General features: G+C 63.3%; 17 protein-coding genes and 1 pseudogene. 3 read left to right on the forward strand and 15 right to left on the reverse strand.

The window, feature by feature from the left end; genetic code table 11:
* A pseudogene (locus HGO92_RS19615) lies at nt 1–480 on the forward strand (recombinase XerD); the annotation flags it as partial.
* 259 nt (nt 481–739) lie between these two features.
* Here the strand turns inward: HGO92_RS19615 and HGO92_RS19620 are convergent.
* The 15 genes from HGO92_RS19620 to HGO92_RS19695 all read right to left on the reverse strand — a co-directional run bounded on the left by HGO92_RS19620 (nt 740) and on the right by HGO92_RS19695 (nt 16,596).
* Nucleotides 740–1,123, reverse strand: a complete 384-nt coding sequence (locus tag HGO92_RS19620) for a DUF4913 domain-containing protein (RefSeq protein WP_169997868.1) — start codon at nt 1,121–1,123, stop codon at nt 740–742.
* Nucleotides 1,120–2,850: a type IV secretory system conjugative DNA transfer family protein gene (locus tag HGO92_RS19625; RefSeq protein WP_169997870.1), complete on the reverse strand. Its 1,731-nt coding sequence runs from the start codon at nt 2,848–2,850 to the stop codon at nt 1,120–1,122. Before HGO92_RS19625 ends, HGO92_RS19620 begins: the two co-directional genes overlap by 4 nt.
* Nucleotides 2,847–4,472, reverse strand: coding sequence for a putative type IV secretion/conjugal transfer ATPase (locus tag HGO92_RS19630; protein ID WP_169997872.1), 1,626 nt, complete (start codon nt 4,470–4,472; stop codon nt 2,847–2,849). The genes HGO92_RS19625 and HGO92_RS19630 overlap by 4 nt, the downstream gene beginning before the upstream one ends.
* Nucleotides 4,469–6,031 (reverse strand): hypothetical protein, encoded by a 1,563-nt coding sequence (locus tag HGO92_RS19635; RefSeq protein WP_169997874.1) that lies wholly within the window; start codon nt 6,029–6,031, stop codon nt 4,469–4,471. Before HGO92_RS19635 ends, HGO92_RS19630 begins: the two co-directional genes overlap by 4 nt.
* 31 nt (nt 6,032–6,062) lie before the next feature.
* Entirely contained in the window at nt 6,063–7,916 is a 1,854-nt protein-coding gene (locus HGO92_RS19640) for a hypothetical protein (RefSeq protein WP_240974798.1), read from the reverse strand.
* Nucleotides 7,897–8,925: a hypothetical protein gene (locus HGO92_RS19645; protein WP_240974799.1), complete on the reverse strand. Its 1,029-nt coding sequence runs from the start codon at nt 8,923–8,925 to the stop codon at nt 7,897–7,899. Before HGO92_RS19645 ends, HGO92_RS19640 begins: the two co-directional genes overlap by 20 nt.
* Before the next feature lie 61 nt (nt 8,926–8,986).
* The gene (locus tag HGO92_RS19655) at nt 8,987–10,195 is read right to left on the reverse strand and encodes an ISAzo13 family transposase (protein ID WP_169997973.1); all 1,209 of its coding nucleotides are present in this window, start codon (nt 10,193–10,195) and stop codon (nt 8,987–8,989) included.
* 144 nt (nt 10,196–10,339) lie between these two features.
* Nucleotides 10,340–11,539 (reverse strand): MinD/ParA family ATP-binding protein, encoded by a 1,200-nt coding sequence (locus HGO92_RS19660; protein WP_169997876.1) that lies wholly within the window; start codon nt 11,537–11,539, stop codon nt 10,340–10,342.
* Between the two features lie 37 nt (nt 11,540–11,576).
* Nucleotides 11,577–12,113, reverse strand: coding sequence for a hypothetical protein (locus tag HGO92_RS19665; RefSeq protein ID WP_169997878.1), 537 nt, complete (start codon nt 12,111–12,113; stop codon nt 11,577–11,579).
* Nucleotides 12,113–13,189, reverse strand: coding sequence for a M23 family metallopeptidase (locus HGO92_RS19670; RefSeq protein ID WP_169997880.1), 1,077 nt, complete (start codon nt 13,187–13,189; stop codon nt 12,113–12,115). Before HGO92_RS19670 ends, HGO92_RS19665 begins: the two co-directional genes overlap by 1 nt.
* A complete protein-coding gene (locus HGO92_RS19675; RefSeq protein ID WP_169997882.1) occupies nt 13,186–13,752 on the reverse strand; it encodes a hypothetical protein in 567 nt (188 codons plus the stop codon). Before HGO92_RS19675 ends, HGO92_RS19670 begins: the two co-directional genes overlap by 4 nt.
* A gap of 77 nt (nt 13,753–13,829) precedes the next feature.
* Nucleotides 13,830–14,192, reverse strand: coding sequence for a hypothetical protein (locus HGO92_RS19680; protein WP_264669864.1), 363 nt, complete (start codon nt 14,190–14,192; stop codon nt 13,830–13,832).
* Between the two features lie 64 nt (nt 14,193–14,256).
* The gene (locus HGO92_RS19685; protein WP_169997886.1) at nt 14,257–15,264 is read right to left on the reverse strand and encodes a hypothetical protein; all 1,008 of its coding nucleotides are present in this window, start codon (nt 15,262–15,264) and stop codon (nt 14,257–14,259) included.
* Entirely contained in the window at nt 15,261–15,773 is a 513-nt protein-coding gene (locus HGO92_RS19690) for an ImmA/IrrE family metallo-endopeptidase (protein ID WP_169997888.1), read from the reverse strand. The genes HGO92_RS19685 and HGO92_RS19690 overlap by 4 nt, the downstream gene beginning before the upstream one ends.
* Nucleotides 15,763–16,596 (reverse strand): oxygenase MpaB family protein, encoded by an 834-nt coding sequence (locus tag HGO92_RS19695; RefSeq protein WP_169997890.1) that lies wholly within the window; start codon nt 16,594–16,596, stop codon nt 15,763–15,765. Before HGO92_RS19695 ends, HGO92_RS19690 begins: the two co-directional genes overlap by 11 nt.
* 289 nt (nt 16,597–16,885) lie before the next feature.
* Here HGO92_RS19695 and HGO92_RS19700 point away from each other — a divergent pair, with 289 nt between their 5' ends.
* Both HGO92_RS19700 and HGO92_RS19705 read left to right on the forward strand, forming a co-directional pair.
* The gene (locus tag HGO92_RS19700) at nt 16,886–17,113 is read left to right on the forward strand and encodes a hypothetical protein (protein WP_152343115.1); all 228 of its coding nucleotides are present in this window, start codon (nt 16,886–16,888) and stop codon (nt 17,111–17,113) included.
* Between the two features lie 163 nt (nt 17,114–17,276).
* Nucleotides 17,277–19,166 carry a MarR family transcriptional regulator gene (locus HGO92_RS19705; RefSeq protein ID WP_169997892.1) on the forward strand — a complete coding sequence of 630 codons (1,890 nt, stop codon included), beginning with the start codon at nt 17,277–17,279 and terminating at the stop codon, nt 19,164–19,166.
* Nucleotides 19,167–19,182: the final 16 nt, after the last annotated feature.

Consider the following 19,182-nt stretch of genomic DNA (forward strand, 5'->3'; position numbering starts at 1 on the left):
GGCAGCAGCGAATCCCTTCCCTACCGGGTCGCAGGGATCCTGCTCCTGCTCTACGCCCAGCCCCTCGTACGGGTCGCAGCGCTCCGCACCGACGCGATCGCCATCGACCCGGCGACAGGCCAGGCCGCTATAAACTTCGGGGGCCGTCCCGTTCCCGTCCCGGCGCCGTTCGCCAAACTGCTTCTGGACCACATCAAGACCCGGCCCAACCTCCGCACCGGCGTCAGCGAGAGCCCATGGCTCTTCCCCGGCACCCACGCCGGCCACCACCTGCACCCGAACACCATCACGCACCGGCTCGGCTCGCTCGGTATCCAGCTCACAGGAGCCCGCAACCGTTCGCTCGACGACCTCGTCACCCAGATGCCGCCGCCACTAGTCGCGGACGCACTCGGCTACAGCTACCAAGTGGCCTTCAAACACGCCGATTCAGCCGGAGAAAACTGGGCCAGATACGCCAGCCTGAAACGCCAACCGTAACCGGCGACGGAAAGCCAAAGCCCCAGCAGTATCGCCGCACAGAACACTACTCAGAGTCCTCCGGCGAACGGCCACCTGCCCCTCTTCTCCCAGAGGGTCACTAGCAGCAGCGGATCAGACAGACCTACACAGGCGCCAGTCGATGAATACGCCCGAACGTGATACGCAGAGGTGCCAGTAACGACTGCCGCAGCGATCGCGGGGGCTCGGCAGGAGGCCGGCTGATGGATCTGCGCGCGTTCCGGCGTGCAGTTCTTTCTCAAGGAGTCCAGCCGGCCGGCGGAGGTTCTGTCAGCAGCCGTGGTGTGTAGGAGTCTGCCCGGTCGTGGAAGGTGTGGCGGGTCTGGCAGTTCTCGAACGGGCCGTGCTGGGAGAAGAGGATGCGGGTGTGGCTGTCCCAGTGCTGCACCCACCAGGCGGACACGGTGTCGTCGTTGACGGCCTGTGCGTAAGCGGAGTGCAGGGCGCTGAGGCGGCTGACCGCTTCGGGGTGGGCCCACCATTGCGGGCACCAGTACCGCTCGTTCTTCGTATCGGGGACAGACTCCGTGTCGTGGATCATGAGCTCGACCCACATCACGAACTGCTGGACCAGTTCTTCCTCTGTCGGCTCATCGCCTGCAGTCTCCGGCTCGACGGTCACGGCGTTGCTTCCTCCCGGTCAAGGGTTTGTACAGGACCAGGGGAAGCCGGTTTGGCTTGCGCGGGTTCCCCGGCCGCAGGCAGCCCTTCCTTGATGGTGGCCGCGAGTTGCTTGTCCTTGAACCAGGGGAACAGGCTGATGAGAGCGGCCGGAGCGCTGGCGCTGAACAGGAACGCCGTGAAGCCCGGCAGGTTCGCGAAATCCTCCGGTCCCGCCTTCGGCAGGGTCTTGGTGGGCCGGTCCTTCCCCATCTCCTTCTCCCAGGTTCCGATGGTTTCGGAGAGCCCGCGGGTGAATGCCGTTTCCTCGTTCGCGCCCACGAGCCGGAACCCGGCGGTCTGCCAGAGAGTGCGCATACCGTTCTCGCCCCACTCCCCCACGCCTTGGGCGTACGCCTGGAGGTAGACGGTGAAGCACAGGCCCAGGGAACCGAAGTAGCTAAAGTCCTCCGGCAGCGAAGGCCACGGGACGATATTGGCAACTTCGTCCAGTTCCGCGACCAGCGGGACCAGCAGGCGGGCAGCGCCGGGGGCCTGGTTCCTGGCCGCCGTGGTGATGGATTTAACGATGGCGGTGATCACTGCCCCGGTTCCGCCGGGGCGACGTTCGGAGAGCAGGATCAGGGTGTCCTTGCTGCCCAGGAACTTCGTGGGGTCGAATTCGTCAATGCCGGGTGCCGGTGTTGTCCAGTCGCGGAAGGTGCTCTGGGAGAGGTCCCGGCACATCCGTTGCGTGGTGGCGATCAGCGAGCCCCTGGTGCGGTCAGGCCATTTACTGAACCCGAACATGTCTGCTGCGGCAGAGTCGTACCCGGCGTCTTCCAGGATGTCCCTGATCCGGACCAGATCCCCCCGGGCCATCCATTCATGCACGACTGAAAGAGGCTTCTTCTCGATGGCTGCCGCCAGCAGAGCCCAGGCAAGGCATGTTTCGCCGGCCGGGCCGAAGTGGGCGTCATCTTTGCCGTCCCCGTCGCGTGGGTTGTTTTTCTTCGCTGCGGTGATGATGACCGAGGCCAGTTCCATGGCGGTCACTGTGTCTTCCACCAGTGACAGGGGGTTGAAGATGAAGTCAGGGCGGTCCGCTGTCCGGTAGATGCGGTTGGGGTCAAAGATCCAGATGCGGCCCAAGTTGTGCCGGGCTGCTATCACTTCGGGTACGCCGTCGATCTTGTTGGAGGTCATCAGCGCGGCACCGGGAGCGCCGGCCATTCTGGGGATGACGCAGGCGGAGGTCTTGCCGCCGCCAGGCGGGATGATGCTGAGCCCGGTTTGCCGGTAGCCGCTGAACAGCATCTGCCGTTTCCCGGCCAGCGTGTACCCCAGTTTCTGGCCGGGTGGCAGGTTTTCGGCGTCCGGATGCAGTTGCCTGGATTCGCGTGCCCGGTGCTTTTCGGTCAGGGAGGAGAGCCGGGCACCGGTGGCCAGCCGGCCGGCCAGGGCGCGCTGGGACGCGCTGCCGCGGCCTCCCCCGCGGGAGGCCAGGAACGCCGCCCCGAGGAATGCGGCAACCGCCAGGACAATGAGAATCCAGGTTGCGGCGGCCGGCCATTGGAAGCTGCCTTCCTTGAAGCGTGTGATGAGCTGAGGCAGGTTGGTCCAGGGCATGCCGGTGGGTGTCAGGAGTTCGCCCAGGAACGCCGAGACCCAGGCCAGGGCCAGCAGGCCGGCGACGGTGGCGGCGAGGATCAGTTTCAGGAGCGTGTCCGTGGACGTGGGCTGGCTCATGCCGGTGCAACCTCCGTGGCGGGTGTGTCGTCGGTGAAGGCGATGGTGCTGGTGGACTTCATGGCGCCGTCCGTGTCGGTCAGTTCGGTTTCCAGGGGGCTGCGCACGTGGATGGCTTCGAAGGGGTCGTGGCTGCCGATCTTGAACAGGCAGGTTCCCTTGACCAGCTGCGATATGACGCCGGCGGATCCCGGGGGCAGGTTGAACATGTCCTCGCAGGCCAGCGCGTCGGCGGATTTTTGCTGCTTGTACAGCAGGACCGTGCCGCATTCCTTCAGCATGGAAATGGCCGGGCTGGTCTCGGGGATGTCGGAGATGTGATGGAACGCGAACTGGCACGACAGGGACAGGGCGCGGGAGAGTTTGGTGTTGCGCCGGGTCACGGTGGCGACCGAGCCCTGGACGGTGTGCCAGGCTTCCTCGATCAGCAGGATGGTCGGGACCGGTGTCTGCTGGCCGTACAGGGTGTTGGCCAGCCAGGTGTTGATGATCGTCATGACGATCGGCAGTGCCGGGCCGTCTTCGGGCAGGGCCGAGACGTCGAAAACCGTCAGGCCGGCGTTGAGCGCGATGTCCTGGCTGGTGGGGCCGTCGATCAGGCCGGCCAGGTCGTCTTCGATCATGCGTTCGAGCTCAAAGGCCGGGTCCTGGCCCCAGCCGCGCAGTTCCTCCACAGTCAGGCCCACGGCCTCCGCAGTAATCGCATCCGGGGCGTACAGGGCGTGCAGGACGTGCCCGATGTGCGCGGTTTCGGCTGCCGCTTCCGCTTGCCGCAGTGCCTGCCGGTGGGCCATGCGCACGGCCTTGCCCTCTTTGGGGCTCATGGGCCGGGCCAGCGCTTCTTCCATCACCGCGCGCAGCAGCATGGACTGGCCCGCCGGGGTCGAGAGGTCGCCTCCGCCCGGTTCTTCGTTCACGCGGGCGGCAATGCGCGGATCCAGGATGTTGATCCGGGACCCGCCGCCGCCGATGCGGAACCGTACGGGGGCGACGTCCAAGCTCTTGGCCAGCGGCGTGTACTCTCCGGCGCCGAGGTCTTTCTGGAACTTCTTATCGATCACGACCACGCGGCGGCCCAGGATCAGCTGGCGCAGCACGCCCCAGGTTTTCATGGCCGAGGATTTCCCTTGCCCGAGGTCGCCGATGTAGCAGACGTTCGGGGACTCGATGGTCTCCCCGTAGGCGGTGAACGGGTCGTGGACGATCATCCAGCCGGAGCCGGCGTCGACGCCGAACACCAGGCCGCGGTGCGAGGTCGGCGGGGACGCAATGGCCATGTGCGAGAATTCCATCTGCCGGGTGGAGGATTCCACCCCCGGCGCGGCCGGGTCATAGAAGCCCAGCCGGGACGCGAACCCCCATTTCCGTTCATGGTGCCAGCGGGCGGAGGCATTCGCTGTGGCCTCCGCGGACTCGCGCCGCTTGGCGTCTTTCTTCTCCGCCTTCTTCACGGCGGACTTCGACACCGGCCGTGCACGGCCCTGCCCGTCGGCCGCGGAAGCGGCGGACGCGGCGTCCAGGGTCAGCCGCTCAGTGCGGGCTTTTGCCCTGGTCGTCCGCCGGAATGCATTGGCCAGGGCATCTGGGAGGCTGAAGCGTTTGGTGTCGTTCGTGGTGGTCATCGGATTCCCCTTGTGAACGGCATGGTGGTGATCAGGGCAAGGTCGTTGCGGTTATCCATCCAGTCGATGAACTCGATGCCGGCGTCGGCGGCTGCGGCCTCGACAATGTCGGTGGTGGACAGGATCTCGTCCGCGTTCTCCACCGCGAACGAGATATACAGGGCGTAGGCCGCCCCGTGGTGCCCGGAGCCGGGTTTGAGGTCCAGGAGGCGCTGGTGGGAAGCTGCCAGCAGCACTTCTTCGGAACCGTCCGTGACGACGCCGGATTTGGCGACCTGTTTCTCTTTGGCCCGGTCCATGGCCGCGTGGCTGCGGGCCTTGGCCCGGGCGCTGCGCGCGTCCTGAAGTTCCATGACCATGGACACCGAGTGCACCACGGCCGGCTGGATGCCGCTGATCACCGCTTCCAGGGCTTCCACCGGGATGGCCTGGGGGCTGAAGGCCGAGGCCGGCACGTACCCGGTGCGGATGTGCCAGTGCCGGTTGATGACCAGCGACAGCGGCGAGGCGTCGCCGTCCAGGTGCTGCCAGCAGTCCATCAGATCGGCGCCGTCGTGGTCGTCGATGTCGAAGTCGGGGTCCTGCAGATGGCGCAGCAGGGCGGCCATCGCCGCAGGTCCCAGCGGCCTAAAGTCGATGATCGAGCCCATCATCGTGGCCTGGGACATCGCCGAGCGGATTTCCTGGTAGACCGCCTGGCCGATCCCTTCGTCTCCGCCGCCGAGGGCGTCCGCACGGCGGAAGAGCGCCGGAGAGTTCGGGATCCGGAAGGTCTCGTAGGTCCGGTGCTGCTCGGAGCGTGAGCGCACGGTTTCGCAGAGCGCGCCGTAGGATTCCAGCAGGATCGCAGGGACGTCCTTGGCCACCCGCCTTTTGACCCAGAGCAGGTGGTCGGCCGAGTCCATCGGCACGGCCCGGGCCAGGGACTGTACGTGGGTCACCAGCGACTGGCGGCGGGCCAGCCGGGCCAGGTACTGGCCGCGGGCCACGTGCCCGGATTCCTTGCGGTACTCCTCCCGGATCGCCGAGGACGAGCCCATGATTTCCATGGTGGCCGTGTAGTAGGGCTTGGCGACCTTGCCCTGGTGGCGGAAGATGACCAGCGGCCCGTCCGGGGTGTCCACGGTGAAGTGGCGGACCGTGCCCACCATCAGCGGCGCGTTACCCGTGTGGCGGACGGGAACCTCGATCAGGCCCTTCGCATCGGCGCGGGCCCTGTCCTTCCGGCCGGCCTTGACCATCCGCGTGTGCGGGCGGTCTTTGATCGGGACGTACACCAGGGACGTGTTCCGGCGCCGGGCTTTCTTGTGCCGGGACTCCACGAAGAGGGCGCCAAGGGAGCGGTGGCCGGAGAACTTGTTCGGGGTCGTCAGAATGATCCCGGTCAGGACCAGCACGGCGGCGATGATCAGGCTGATAATCCCGCTGCCGCCGGCCATGACGACCAGCAGCGCCGCGCCGACGGCCGCCGACAGGCCGATCCACTCCGGAGCCGTGCGGTTTCCCCCGAACAGGCCACGGCCCTGAACCTCGCCGCCGACAACAACCATTCTTCCCATGACTACCTGCTCTCCCTGCCTGTACTTGGCCTTACCGGCCGCTGATGTGATCGGTATCCGGTGCCATCGATCGCGCGGACTGGCGGCCCCGCAACGCCGCCTGGCGGGCGGCTTCCCGGCCCGCCAGCAGGAACGCCGTAGCGCCGCCGGCCGCGACCTTCACCGAACCCCGGCCCACCGATGCGGCGCCGGCCTGGATGGCCTGGCCCGCTTTTCCGCCGGCGGTCCCGGAGCGGCCGGCCTTCTGCAAGTCGCCGATGGTCTGCGTCTCCTGCGGGTCCTGTCCCTGCCCGGGCGGGGATCCCTGCCCGCCGGACGTCGAGGCTGTGCTTCGCCGGCCCGGATTCCCGAGCCCGGGGGTTTCCTGTTCGGCCTCGGGTTTTCCCTGCGTGCCGGCTTTGCCGCCGCGCTGACGGTTGCCGCCGCCCCCGGAGTTGCCGGACTGGACCTGCGAGGTCCTGCGCGCCCTGATGGCGGAAGATATTCCCGCGCCGGCCCCGGCGACCATGGCGGCCCCGGCAACGGATTGCCGGTCCGAGCCCATACCGGTGGAGGACGAGGGCAGGATCGGGATGTACTTGAAGAGCAGCGGCAGCGCAAAGGCCAGAACCATCATCGCGGCGGCGGCCAGGAACACCGACGTGGCGTTCACCATGCCGTCGTCAACACCCTCGTCGCTGAACGCCGGGCGGGACGCAATGTAGCTGAAGACTGCGCCCATGATCAGCAGCAGCAGCGGCTTGGACAGGGAAATACCGAGCCAAAGGACCCCCACTTTGCCCACCCGTTCCCGGTACTTCGCATGGATCATGAAACCGATCATCAGCGCCAGGCCTAGTCCCAGCAGGTACAGGGCCAGCGGCTGCACCGCCAGCAACCCCAGCATCGCCCACGCCGAGACGAACAACAGGCCGAACAGGACGACAGCCGCCAGCGGGCCGAACGCGCCGCTGGATTCATACGAGGCGAACCGGGAAATAGCGACCCCGAAATCCGTTACCCGGCTGGACGTCCAGAACGTCACGGACTCGGTGATCCCTGTCATCCACCCGTTGACCACATAGCCCAGGGCCGGTCCGAAGAGCACCAGGATCATCGACAGCGGCCCGTACCACAGCAGGGACTGCCGGGCGGAGTCCATGTCGATCTCCTCGTTCGAGACGTCTTTCCAGAGCTTGAAATACATCAGCCCCATGACCAGGATCCCGATCCCGGAAAACGCCGCCCAGGTGTTGCGGAACGAGTCGTCAATCTCGAACGCGGCGACCTTCAACAGGTTGTTCAGCACTTCGTTGGTGGCCGTCACCCCCTCTTCCTTAACGGTGTTGGCGAACCGCTCAAACCCGTCCTTCGCGTCCGCGATGAACGCCACGGTATCCACCGTGCCCAACACCACCTGCCCGCCGGGTATCACCGAGAGGGTCGCACGAAGAGCCACCCCGGCCAGCGGAGAAAATTCTTGCCACGCCGCTCCCTGCACGCACCAGGCGGTGGCTTTCATAGGTGCGCCCACGTCGGACAGGCCGGCGCAGAACGGGCCCGTGTTCGTACCGTCGTAGTCCAGGGACTTTTCGGGTGTCGTCAGGAAAGTCCCAAATGCCTTGGCTGCGACGTTCTCACAATCGTTGCCGCCCATGGACGTGAAGAAGGCAAAGTCGGCGCAGCTTTCTTTGCCCAGCTCGTGGTTGAGCCGGTCCCGGATCTCGTTCCGCTGGGCCTCGGGCAGCCCGGCGAGGCGTTTGAGCTGGTCGGCGTTCAGTTTTTCTGTTGTGGTTACCTCGTCCGCTGCATGGGCGGGGCCGGCGAACACCACGCCGAGGCCAAGGAACATCACGAGCAAGGCTGCGGCCAGGCGGATCGTCCTGTTAGCGCTGAGCGTTTGCATACTCGATCCATCCGTCCCTGCTCTTGTCCTTGAAGAAGGCGCTGACCAGCTCGTTTCGCAGGACCGGGGCCGTTTCCCCATCCATGTTGGTGCCGACGCTCATGGGACCGCCGTCCTTGACGCGGCCGCCGAAGTCCTGGTTGACGGGGACGATTGCGGCGTCGGTGATTTTCCAGTCACCGTCCCAGGCCAGTTCAAAGGTGACGGTCTGGAAGAAGGCGTTGGGGGCCTCGTTCACTCTGGCACCAACGCCACCGGTGAAGACCTGGACGACTGCGCCCTGCTCTTCTTCACAGCTGGCAATCCGGTACATGCCGCCGGCAGCCACATCAGAGCGGGTGTACCACCCGCCATCGAACGCACCCGCTGGCAGACTTTCAGCGTCAGCCAACAGTTCCCCCGCGGAGGTTACTTCTTCGAACCACGGTCCGGGCATCGACACCTCGGTGAGGACCTTTTTCTGCTGCGCCCACGTGCCGAGGTTCAGATCCTTGATGAGGTGTGTGTAGTTGGCTGCGGCCTGGGCTGCGGAGTCGCAGGTGCCGTTGTAGCCGGTGATGGTTTTATCGTCACTTGCTTTCGTGGTTCCGCCTTCCCCGATGTTGATGTCGGAGACGGGGAACCCGAACTTCCCGGAGGCCTGGAGCGGACCGGGGTCCTGTTCCGTGGCCGGTGCGGGGCGGTTGATGAGGATAACGGCAACGGCGACGATCAGGATCATCACCCCTACGGCCGTGAGTGCTTTCCAGTGTTTGCGCATGGGCCAGGCCCCCGCGGCGCTGGTCAGTGCGAGGATGCCGCCAAGGATCACGCTGGCGCCGGCTACGGCCGCGAAGGCGATGCCGCTCTTCTTCGCGCCCGCTGCGCCTTCCTCGATGTCGTCGGAGTGGCCGCGCTGGCGGGCGAAGCCCCACTTGGCCAGGTTCCATAGGAACGCCGCCGCGACGAGGATCATGGCAAGGGCCCAGATGCCGCCCAGGACAAGTTCAATGGCGCTTTGGAACTTCACGCCGAAGACGCTGATGTCGGGCTGGACACCGCTAAGGGGTCGCGAAGAATTTAATTAGGTTTTATGGCGTGTCGGGTGGTCGGAGCGTGTAGTTCCATTCCGGATGGAATTCGTGGCGGGCGATTGGCAGGGCCTCGATGTCTTTGGTGGCGTATTTGAGGCCGGTCGGATACTCGCCGGTGTCCAGAACACACTCGACGGTCAGCCCGGTGGAAGTGGTGGTGTTGCCGATCAGATTGACGATGATCTGGTGGGTGCGCAGCGGCCGGCCGGCCCAGTTGCGGGTGATCTGGGAGAAGAGCCGGTGTTCTATTTTGTTCCATTTGCTGGTGCCCGGGGGCAGGTGGCAGACGGTGATTTCCAGTCCGGTTTCGGCGGTCAGTTTCGCGAGTTCGATTTTCCAGGCCCTGATGCGGTTGCCGTTGGAGCCGCCGCTATCGGCGCAGATGAGCAGTTTCTTCGCGTCCGGGTAGCGTGCGGATCCGGTGTTTTGCCACCAGTTGCGCAGGGTTGCCACGGCGAATGCGGAGGTGTCGTGGTCGGTGCCGACCGAGACCCAGCCGGTGTTGGCCGAGACATCGTAGATCCCGTACGGGATGGCCTTGCCCAGGTCCTTGTCCGGGAAGTCGTGTACGTTGACGCGCTCGGGTGTTCCGGCCGGCTGGTATTGGCGCCCGGCGTTCTTGAAGTCGCCGACCAGCTCCTTCTTTTTGCAGTCAACCGAAATGACCGGTTGGCCGGCGGCGAGGTAGTCGTTGACCTGCCCGGCGAGGTAGGTGAACTGGGCGTCACGGTCTTCGTGTTGCTTGCCCTCGGTGACCTTGGCATTGGACTGCAGGCTGTAGCCGTCATCGGAGAGCAGCCCGGCCACGGTCCGGTCCGAGACCGGGTGCCCGTCTTCGGTCAACGCCGCCGCGAGGGTGCGGGTCGATTTCGTGGTCCAGACCAGCGGTGACATCGGGTCCCCGCGGGTGCCCGGGTCCACCAGCGCCTTCAGGGCCGCGGCGATGTCGGGATCGATGTCGGTCACCGGCTTCCGTCCCGCGCCGGCTGCCCGGATCCGCCCCTGCGGCTCCGGTTCCTCGTCAATCTCTCTCACTCCGCGGGAGATGGTATCGGGATGGACTCCGGTGGCAGCCGCGATGGCCTTGATTCCGCCTCGGCCAAGATGGGCGGCTTCGGCTCCCAGCACCAGACGCCGGTCGCGTTCATTCAGATGCGGCCGCAGACGCTCGTACCTGTCGGCCGAGGCTTCCGCCAGCCGCTTCATCTGTTCCATAGCACAATTCTAAATTCGGCATGCCCCAAAACCCGGCTAAATATCGCGCGCGGCCTAAGCGGGTTCTCGGCGGCAGGGACCGCGGCACGGATGATGATTTCGCTGGTGATCGTGCTGAACATGGTTCTGAGGTCCTTACCGGTTGGTCGTCGTGGCGGAAGTGGCGTGTTTAAGGTCGGTGGCCAGGAGCCCGGCGGCGATTGCGGCCGAGGCCCGTTCGAAGGCGCGGCGGGCCGGGTCTGCGACGAGCTGCCAGTCGATGATTGAGCCGGTGTCCAGTGCCGCGTCGTAGGGGATGTCGATCAGGACCCGTACCGCGGAGGCCAGGTTCTGCCGAAGTTCTGCCTGCTCGGCCGCGGAGACTTTCGCTCCCCCGCCCTGGGTGACCAGGACGACAGCGTTGGCCACCAGGTCCTTGTAGTGCGGGTTGCCGGTGCGCTCGGACATGGATTCGAGCTGTTCGATCATCCTGAGCGCGGACACGACGGCGTTGCGCTTCAACGTCGTCGGGATCACGAGCTGGTCCGTGACCTCGATCGAGGCAAGCCAGCTCGCGGAGCGGGTGTTGTTGCCGGTGTCCACGATGATGGTGTCGTAGAAGCGGCTCACGACCGTGTGGATGCGGTTGAACTCATCGGCACCGATGGACTTCATCCGGTCCGCGTCCTCGTCCGCGACCAGGACGGAGAACTGGTTGTTGCCCTGATGGCGGGTGTAATAGGACAACTCCCCCTTGCGGGCAGTGACCGTCTCGAAGGATTCCAGGACGTTCAGCAGATCCCACACCGTAGAGATGGAATCGTTCGCGTTGGTCCGCACCCCGGCGGTGCCCATCATCTCGTTGTTGTCCCACACCAGCGTCTGCTGCCCGGAATGGATGCCGAACGTGGAACCCAGGCCGATGCTGCACATCGTCTTGCCCACGCCGCCGAGGGGCTGGGCGACCATGATCTGCATCGGACGCGAGTACACACGCTGGATCGCGGACAGGTCCGCCCTGCGGGCCAGCTCCGCCGTGCCGACCTTCGGACTGATCAATCCCAAGCTCACCGCCCGAAGGAACGCCTGCCAGCCGGTAGCCGGCGGCAACTGATCATTAACGTTCTCCTTGCGCAGGACAGTTGCGCTGCGGCGGCCGCTGACCAGCGGAGCTTCACCGTGGTCCACCGCGGCCGCGACCGCCACCGGCTGCCCCTGTGGCTCAACCGTCGCCTGCGCGCCAGGTACCGCGTGGATGACCGCTGCGGACCCGGCTGTTGTTTCTTCGGGCTGCGGATCGGTCAGAGTGATGGGCGCGCGGCTCTTCCGCTCGCTCCCCTGCCAGTTCGTGCTCATCGGATGGTTCCTCTCGCTCGTTCCGGGATCTGTCGTGTCATGAGGCCGTGGCCTGGGCCGGGTCCTGCGGGGTAATGGCTGTCACCAGCCAGGGCTGCTGCTGTCCGGACCGGTGCAGGAGCATCTGCCACCTGCCTGCATCCGTGGAGAACGAGGCAGTGACGGTCCGCGGGTTGCCGGCTTCCCTGCTGATGGCCGGACCGTCAGTGACTTCCCGGATCGGCACCCGCGCCGGGTCGATGTACCGTGCATCCTCCGCGTAGTCCGGTGCCAGGTATGGGGCAAGTTCGTTGAACCAGGCCGCTGCCGGAACGTCGGGCCGGGCGAACAAGCCCATGACCTTGCCTGCCGTGTCCTTGACCGCCGTCTCCGCCGCGGGATCCCAGGTCACTTCCGGGACACCATGGTGTTCGTCCGCGCCGTGATCATGGCCGTCGTCGGCGCTGTGGCTCTCCTGCCCGACCTGCACGGTAGGGACGGATCCTGCCGCCGGCCCGTTCTCGGAGCCCCCGGCGCACGCGCCCAGGGAAAATGCTGCTGCCAAAGCTACCGTAATGGCCAGTTGCTTGCGCATCAGAGAATGCCTTTCTCTTTCAGGATCGGGGTCGGGTCGACGGTGGGATTGACCGAAGCCGTGGGATTGGACGGTGTCCCGGCGAAGAACTCCATGTGCAGGTGCCGGCCAGTGACATTGCCTGTCGCGCCCTCGGTGCCCAGCGGCGTGCCGGCAGCAACGGTGTCCCCCTCCTTGACCTGCAGCGACCCCGCCTTCATATGGAAGAAACTGATGGTAAGTTTCCCGTCTGTGGTCTGCCCGGTCACACCGGTGCCGTACGCACCGTCCGTTTCCCTGGTCTTGACGATCTTCATATCCGTCACGGCTACGATCGTGCCCGGACTACCTGGGGTCGAGAGGTCCACACCGTAGTGGAAATTGCCTAAATTGATGGTCCCTGCCGGAGTGGGACGCGGGCCATATCCGCTCGTCAAGGTCGAGCCCGGAAGCGGGTGGACCCATTTGCCTTCCAGGTCGCCGACGACGGTATTTCCCGCCGCGGGGCATGTGCCGCTGGGATCAATGCCGACAGCGTTTTCCCCGCCGAGAGCCTTCACCAGACCTGTGGCCTGGGTGCGGAACTTCGTGTAGTGATTCGGGTCCGCGTTGCGCTGCACACGGTTGATCGCCCGGCTGGGCTCCAGAGTTTCCCAACCTTCCACCCGTTGCAAAGCCTTGAAGAAGTTCGTTGCGGAAATCATGGGATCCATACGGTCCGAGTAGGACCCCCACGCGCCGTTGTCCCGCTGCTGGAAAAGGCCCCGAGAGTCAGGCCCCGCCCCATCTCCATGGTCAATCACCCTCAGCGTGGATTCACCGATCGCGGCTTGAACCCCCAACAACTGGGCCGAGGCCGGAAGATCCAGTGACTTTGCCGCCCTCATAATCGCGGCCGCGTTCTTCAACTGCTCGTCGTCAAAGCCAGGGACGCTCCCTGCTTGAGCTGATCCATCCTCGGAAACGCCTGCGGGAGCAACGCAGGACTCAGCAGCCTGTGCGGGAGAATTTCCGCCGTCCAAGACAACAACTAAGAACCCGGCCAGGAATGCCGGCGTCAATAAAGCCAGACCGATGCAGCCCTTGTTCGAATTCACAAGCGGACCCTTCCTTGAAAGCTGGACTTCTTCCACAGGACTCCCAGCGTGACGGCCTCGGGCCAGTACTTCTGGTAGTGGTACGGGTCGGCGTTGCGCTGCACCTTGTTGCCGGCGATGGTCGGCTCCATCAGCTCCCAGCCGTCAACCGCCTGCAGCGCCTTGATGAAGTTCGTGGCGCTGGTCACCGGGTCCATGCGGTCCGCATACGAGCCCCACGCGCCGTTGTCGCGCTGCTGGAACAATCCACGGGAGTCAGGTCCGGGGCCGTCGCCGTAGTCCAGGACACGCAGCCCCGACTCTCCCAACGCGGCCATCACACTGATCATTTGCCCTTTAACCGGCAGGTTCAACGTTTGACCAACGATGATGGCCGCAGCATTCTTCACCTGGTCGGTGGAGTAGCCATCAACGTGGATGTCGCTGTCGCTGGCGGCCGAAACCGGAGCACAAGCCGCAGCTGCCGACTTCGAGTCTCCCAACAGCACTAAAGAGAAGACCAGGCCCAGGAACACCGCCGGCACTGACGCAATAGCCCCGATAGTGAGACCTTTCGTATTCACGGACGGTCCTCCTTAGTCATGCCTTTAGACATGTCTAAGGGTAACATGCAACTAAGTTATTACTTCGGGAACCAGGGCTATTTACCCTCGTCCAGCGCTGTATCTATGAGCTTGGCTAGAGAACGGACGCTTTCGGCGTCGTAGACCTCACCCAAGGCACGAAGTGCGAAGGACTTTACTTGGTTCTTCCGCATTGTTTTGAGAAGTTCCAGTTGGGCCTCCACTCGATCCGGCATCTCTGATCCTGGATCGGTCAAGTATGCACCGGGGACACCAAAGAACTCGGCCAATGCCATCAGGAGCTTCTCATCCGTGACAAGTGGCCCATCACCGTCACGCATGTAATACCAGCGCGCGCGGGACAGCTTCACACCTTTCTCTGCTAACGCGGCCTGAATTTCGGTGAACTCATAAGGACGGCCTCCTTCGGCCACCACCACATCGAGCAATACGCGCAACCGTCGGGCGAGTTCTGCTCGACGTTGTTCTGCGTATGGGCTGTTCCTAGGTTTCAACGCGCCGCTTCTCACTGCTCGTATGGCTGTCTGGGTAGTTGTACAAGAGTGTCTCAACCTCTCTAACTATTCCAGCGCTTTGTGGATCCATTGTGTATCCGCTCGTTCGGGCCCTGATCTCAGCGTCTCGAATTTCCGACACCCGTCGCTGGAGACGGGCGACGCTATTGATGCTCAAGAACTCAGCTTTGGAGTACGGCTTCGAATCAATAACGAGATCCATTTCGGCCGAAGCTACGCCTTGCCAGATCGGCTGGATGGTACGCAGCATCTGGGCTGCACGCACGGTTAGGGCGAATTTCTGCGCCACAGCGGTGAGCCTTGGGAGCGAAAGCCCTAATGACACGAGGATGACAATCACTTGTTGAGCCAATTCAAAGAACTGTTCAACTGCTGCTTTGGCTCCTGACCCTGCTGGAAGAAAGTTCCCGTAAAGGCGCAGGCCAGCGATCATGAGGGCGATGCCGAATCCAGCGAGAACCATCCTGAATCCAGCGCGAAACAGGCCTTTCATCTGATTCATTCGAGGCCAGCAGATCCTCAACGCGCTGACGCTCACGGTCATTATGAAAGCCACGGCGAATGTCTGGAAGACAAGGAGGGCTGGATGGGCCCCGTATAGACTCACCATCCACCTGGTGGATTCGGCGGCGTTCCACCAGGGATATGTCAAGAGCATGACTAGGGAACAGAGTGCCCACCAGCGGGCCCATAGACGGTCGCCGGCCGGTACTGTACCGGCGATCGTAGCCAACTGCAAGGAACGCTGAATTTGCCACAGGGCCGCGATGACAAACTCCGAGAGGATAAGGCCGGCAATATTGCCACCTCCCAATGCATAGTCAACCGTCAGGTAGACCGAAGGGACGTAAAGAGTGAAAGCTATCGAGGCGAAGAGAGAACCCCAGAACGCAGGGAGGGCCTCGCGATTGCGCACAGTTGGCAGCCGGACGAGCGTCAGGCCCCAAAGTACCGCTGCCGGTATCCAGTCGTTCATCCGAAGACTCTTCCGAACGCATCAGGTGTCGGAGACCTGCGCGTAGAGGACCAGGTAAGTCGAACGGAGAGCATATCGGCCAAAACCTCAGCCTCCAGCTCTGCGGGGTTATCGAAACAGCGGCGCCGAAGTAGCTGCGCCCTTATCATTCCCGGATCCAGCAGCTGCAGCATCTCGCTCATATCGTCCGGAATATTGGTGAACGGATCGGTTTGCACGTGGCCAAATATGAGGTGCGCGAACTCGTGGCAGAGAACCTTAATTTGGCGGTGGGGACTGGCATCTGCGGGGTATGTAATAACAGCGTGGTTCGAAGTGAAAAGGACGCTACCGGTGACAAGAGGGTCGTCATCCGGGCCAGCCGGCCTTACGGTAATGCTGATACCACGCTCGCGCTCGACTTTCGATTGAAGCATTTCTAAAGACAGCTCAGGAGGCAGCGCCAAATGCTGCAGCTGCTTCTTAGCCGCCTGTTTAGCGCGTCGAAAGTCCTTGCTTTCAGCTGACACGATTACGCGGCCCTAGCTCATCAAGCTCGTAGCCTCCCGGGTACACGCCGCTACCCGCTTGGCCGGGGTTGAACCGGGACCGAGTCCGCGGCCGACGTCGACGAAGCTGAGCGGCTCGAACCCGCAAGCCAAGATGCACGCCTGCCCTCATCACTCGGTTCGGGAGTGGAAGCCCGAGTGACCGGCTCAGTTGAGGGTCATTGAACAACACCGACAGAACGGGTGCAGCTAGTGGGGCCGCTGGGCGTGGAAGGCGTTCCCGAAACAAACTCATCGTCGAGGCCATCAATCCCGCACCCTCTGAACTAGGGGCAGAGAAGCGCCTCTCGTAGTCATCAAGAAATTCGGCAGCATCGTCATAAGAGGTGAAGGCATTGCTGATGCCCATTCGTTTCGCCAGCTCCGCATAGAACACCGTGGCGGCTTTGCGCTCGTCGGGAGTAGTGCCTCGTCGGCCATACACGTCGCAGAAACGGATTGGAACTACCAAGAGCGTGGTCAGCACATAGAGGAAGTCCTCGTTTGTCCCCTTGACTCCCTTGTGGACTCTGTTCAGCAGATCAACCATTGCCCGGCCTCTTGCACCATCGAACCCATCCTCGATGAGCTCGTACATGATAATTGCAGTGTCCATCGAGCGTTTCGACGGCCGTGCGTGCACCTCTCCTGTACCCGCAAGAACTTGGGCAATGTGTGGAATGGAGAAATTCCTGTAGTAAGAGAGAAAAAAACCTATCTCAAACTCTTCGGCGAGATCGAACATGACGGTGCCGCGGTATGCTGCCGCAGCGCCAATGTATGGGAGTCGATCAGTGCTTTCCATGCGTCCATTGTCCCGTATTGACCGGTAGATTGCGTTTTATGCTTTAACCATTACGCTAGACATGTCTAACGTGGAACGGGTCGAGACTTCGAGGGGAACTGTCACCTCGGTGCTCAAGACCGGGAAATCCGCCGCACTGTACTGAAAGCTGCCGGCAGCGTGCTTGGCTAAATGCTTCAACAGCCGTGGCACGAGGACTGTGACGATGACGCGCACAACGAGGAGAAATATATGCGACACGCCACTGATCTGCGACGATATGGCATTTCAGAAACCTAGAGTGCTGAGTATGGCATTTCAGAAACGCGCATCAGGTGGGCGCCCATCTAAGGGCGACCGACACGTTCTGACTACCCGTATCCCCGTTGCAGAGGCAGAAAAACTCTTCGCCGTTGCAGACTATCTTGGGACATCGGCCAGCTCTTTTATCGCTGAAGTGGTGAAAGAAAAGCTATCTTCCATAGACATAGAAACGCTTACTGGTCAGGAGGCTTTGCCCATCGAAAAGGCCAGTTAAACATTGAAGGCCCGCCTAAGCGAGCCTTCAATCTGAAGTTTTCTACTCAATACCGAACGTTTCCGCCAAGATTCCTCGATATTGAGCAACATACAGATGCAGGGTATTTTCATGCCCTCCTCCATATGGAGTTGGTTCCATCATACACGCACACCTTTTTTCGGTGGGTGATGTATCCGAAACCGCCGGAGACGGCGTGTCGGAAACACACCTAGCTCTTTCGCCCCTTGCCGCCCGTGAGCAGGCGCAGGCTGAATGGCATGCCCTGGCCAGCCTGCTTGCTTCGCAACCCCGAGTCCGTCTGTCCAAGGATGGTGGGAAAACCTATCGGGACAGCGGTGAACGCGATCTCACGGATGCCCTGCCCTCGCTCCCTGCGGCTGTTCGCACCTGCGGCACTGATGGGCTGGTCCGGACGATCTGCCTTGACCTGGACGCCAGCCGCGGCGGGCAGGACAAAGTTGAGTCGGACTACAAAGCATTGTGCCACTGGTTTTCCAGCAACGATGTCCGTTGGATCGAGGACCAGTCCCCCAGCGGCGGGCGCCACCTCTATCTCCCGCTGAATTTCGGTGTCGCCTTCACCGACGCTAAGGAATTCGTTCAGGCTGCTGCGAAACGCTTCTCCAGCATTGACCCCGGCCCGCACGAGAACGCCAAGACCGGTGCCATCCGCGTTCCCGGCAGTGTCTGGAAGAAGGGCGGCTACCAGCGGCTCACGATGAGCCTGAACATCGCCTATGACATTGCCCGCCGGAACCGCAACACCTGGACCGGCTGGAGCCAGCTAAGGGAAAGCCTTGTCGACGAACTGGCCGCTGTGCGGCAGCGGCGTGCACAGCCGTTGGAGCTGCTGGAGCCGGCCGAAGCCCTGCCCCTGGCTGGCGGGCCCCGTGCCCTTCCGGCCCTGAAGGAGTACACCGCACGCAGCGGGAACTACGACACCACCCGTTACAGCACTCCCTCGGAAGCACGCCAGGGCGTCATGGCCTCGGCCGTCGCCGCCGGCTGGTCCCTGACCGATGTACAGCGGCGCATGAACCAGAACATCTGGGCCGGCATGGTCGGGTTTTACTCCCGCTACTCCCCCAGCAACAGGCGCAAAGCACTGCAGCGGGACTGGCGCAGCGCGGTCAAGCACGTTGAAAGCTTCCGCAAAAAACCAAACACCAACGGCACGGGAAATGACAGTGGGTATAAAAGCTACACAAGCCCGCCTAATACACACCCCCCTGTACTTACCCTGCTCCACCAGCCCGGTTCTGCCGCTGAGTACCAGTACCTGTTGACCTGGCGGAACGCGCTACGTGCTTACGAAGAATCCGTCACGGGCTCGAGGTCGGGTCTGGGCTACCGGATGCTGTTGCGGGCGATTGGCGAAGCTGCCCATAAGCGCGGCAGCCGGTTCATAGAATTCGGGGTCAGGTCGTTGGCCATCGCAACCGGCACGCACGAAACGACCGTGGCCCGCCAACTTCGGGAATTGTCCAGGACGGAGCGCCCGATGATTCGGCTCGCGCAGGAAGGCCGTGGGCTCCGTGGAGATCTCTATGAACTGGTTATTCCGGATGAGTACCGGACACGGGCTGAAGCCAAAGCGTGGCGCCCGGGAAAGATCCACGCGCTCAGGCCGGTATTCCGTGAACTGGGCGTGGTCTCCGCGTTCGTCTACGAAGCCATCGAACGCGCAGACGGCGAGCTCATCAGCGCGGACATCGCACGGACGAGTGGTCTCTCCCCCAAAGCAGTGACACACGCCCTGGAACTGATGGCCGCCTGGAACATGATCAGCCGCGTTGCTGGACGTTGGCACATCGTTAAAGAGACCAGCTTGCGGACCCTCGCTGAGTACTTCGGGGTCCTGGAAGCCATCGGCCGGCAAATGCAACGCTACCGCTTCGAACGAGCCCAATGGCTGCAGTGGCTCCTGAAACGAGCGCTATCCGGCGAAGCCGTCCTGGCAGGGCCCCACGACGATTACCCGTACTGGCAATACGGGCCCCCAGAGGACGAACAAACGATCGGCGCCCTGCTGTACGCAGAAGCTTCATAGGGGACGAGAGCAGCGG

This window comes from Crystallibacter degradans (assembly GCF_012952295.1).
GTDB classification, from domain to species: domain Bacteria; phylum Actinomycetota; class Actinomycetes; order Actinomycetales; family Micrococcaceae; genus Crystallibacter; species Crystallibacter degradans.

Bases quoted from the DNA above. Each gene is read 5' to 3' on its own strand.
- HGO92_RS19685 (WP_169997886.1), bottom strand. From the start codon at position 15,264: ATGAACGACTGGATACCGGCAGCGGTACTTTGGGGCCTGACGCTCGTC.
- HGO92_RS19700 (WP_152343115.1), top strand. From the start codon at position 16,886: ATGGCATTTCAGAAACGCGCATCAGGTGGGCGCCCATCTAAGGGCGAC.
- HGO92_RS19635 (WP_169997874.1), bottom strand. From the start codon at position 6,031: ATGGGAAGAATGGTTGTTGTCGGCGGCGAGGTTCAGGGCCGTGGCCTG.
- HGO92_RS19665 (WP_169997878.1), bottom strand. From the start codon at position 12,113: ATGCGCAAGCAACTGGCCATTACGGTAGCTTTGGCAGCAGCATTTTCC.
- HGO92_RS19630 (WP_169997872.1), bottom strand. From the start codon at position 4,472: ATGACCACCACGAACGACACCAAACGCTTCAGCCTCCCAGATGCCCTG.
- HGO92_RS19660 (WP_169997876.1), bottom strand. From the start codon at position 11,539: ATGAGCACGAACTGGCAGGGGAGCGAGCGGAAGAGCCGCGCGCCCATC.
- HGO92_RS19655 (WP_169997973.1), bottom strand. From the start codon at position 10,195: ATGAAGCGGCTGGCGGAAGCCTCGGCCGACAGGTACGAGCGTCTGCGG.
- HGO92_RS19625 (WP_169997870.1), bottom strand. From the start codon at position 2,850: ATGAGCCAGCCCACGTCCACGGACACGCTCCTGAAACTGATCCTCGCC.
- HGO92_RS19640 (WP_240974798.1), bottom strand. From the start codon at position 7,916: ATGCAAACGCTCAGCGCTAACAGGACGATCCGCCTGGCCGCAGCCTTG.
- HGO92_RS19695 (WP_169997890.1), bottom strand. From the start codon at position 16,596: ATGGAAAGCACTGATCGACTCCCATACATTGGCGCTGCGGCAGCATAC.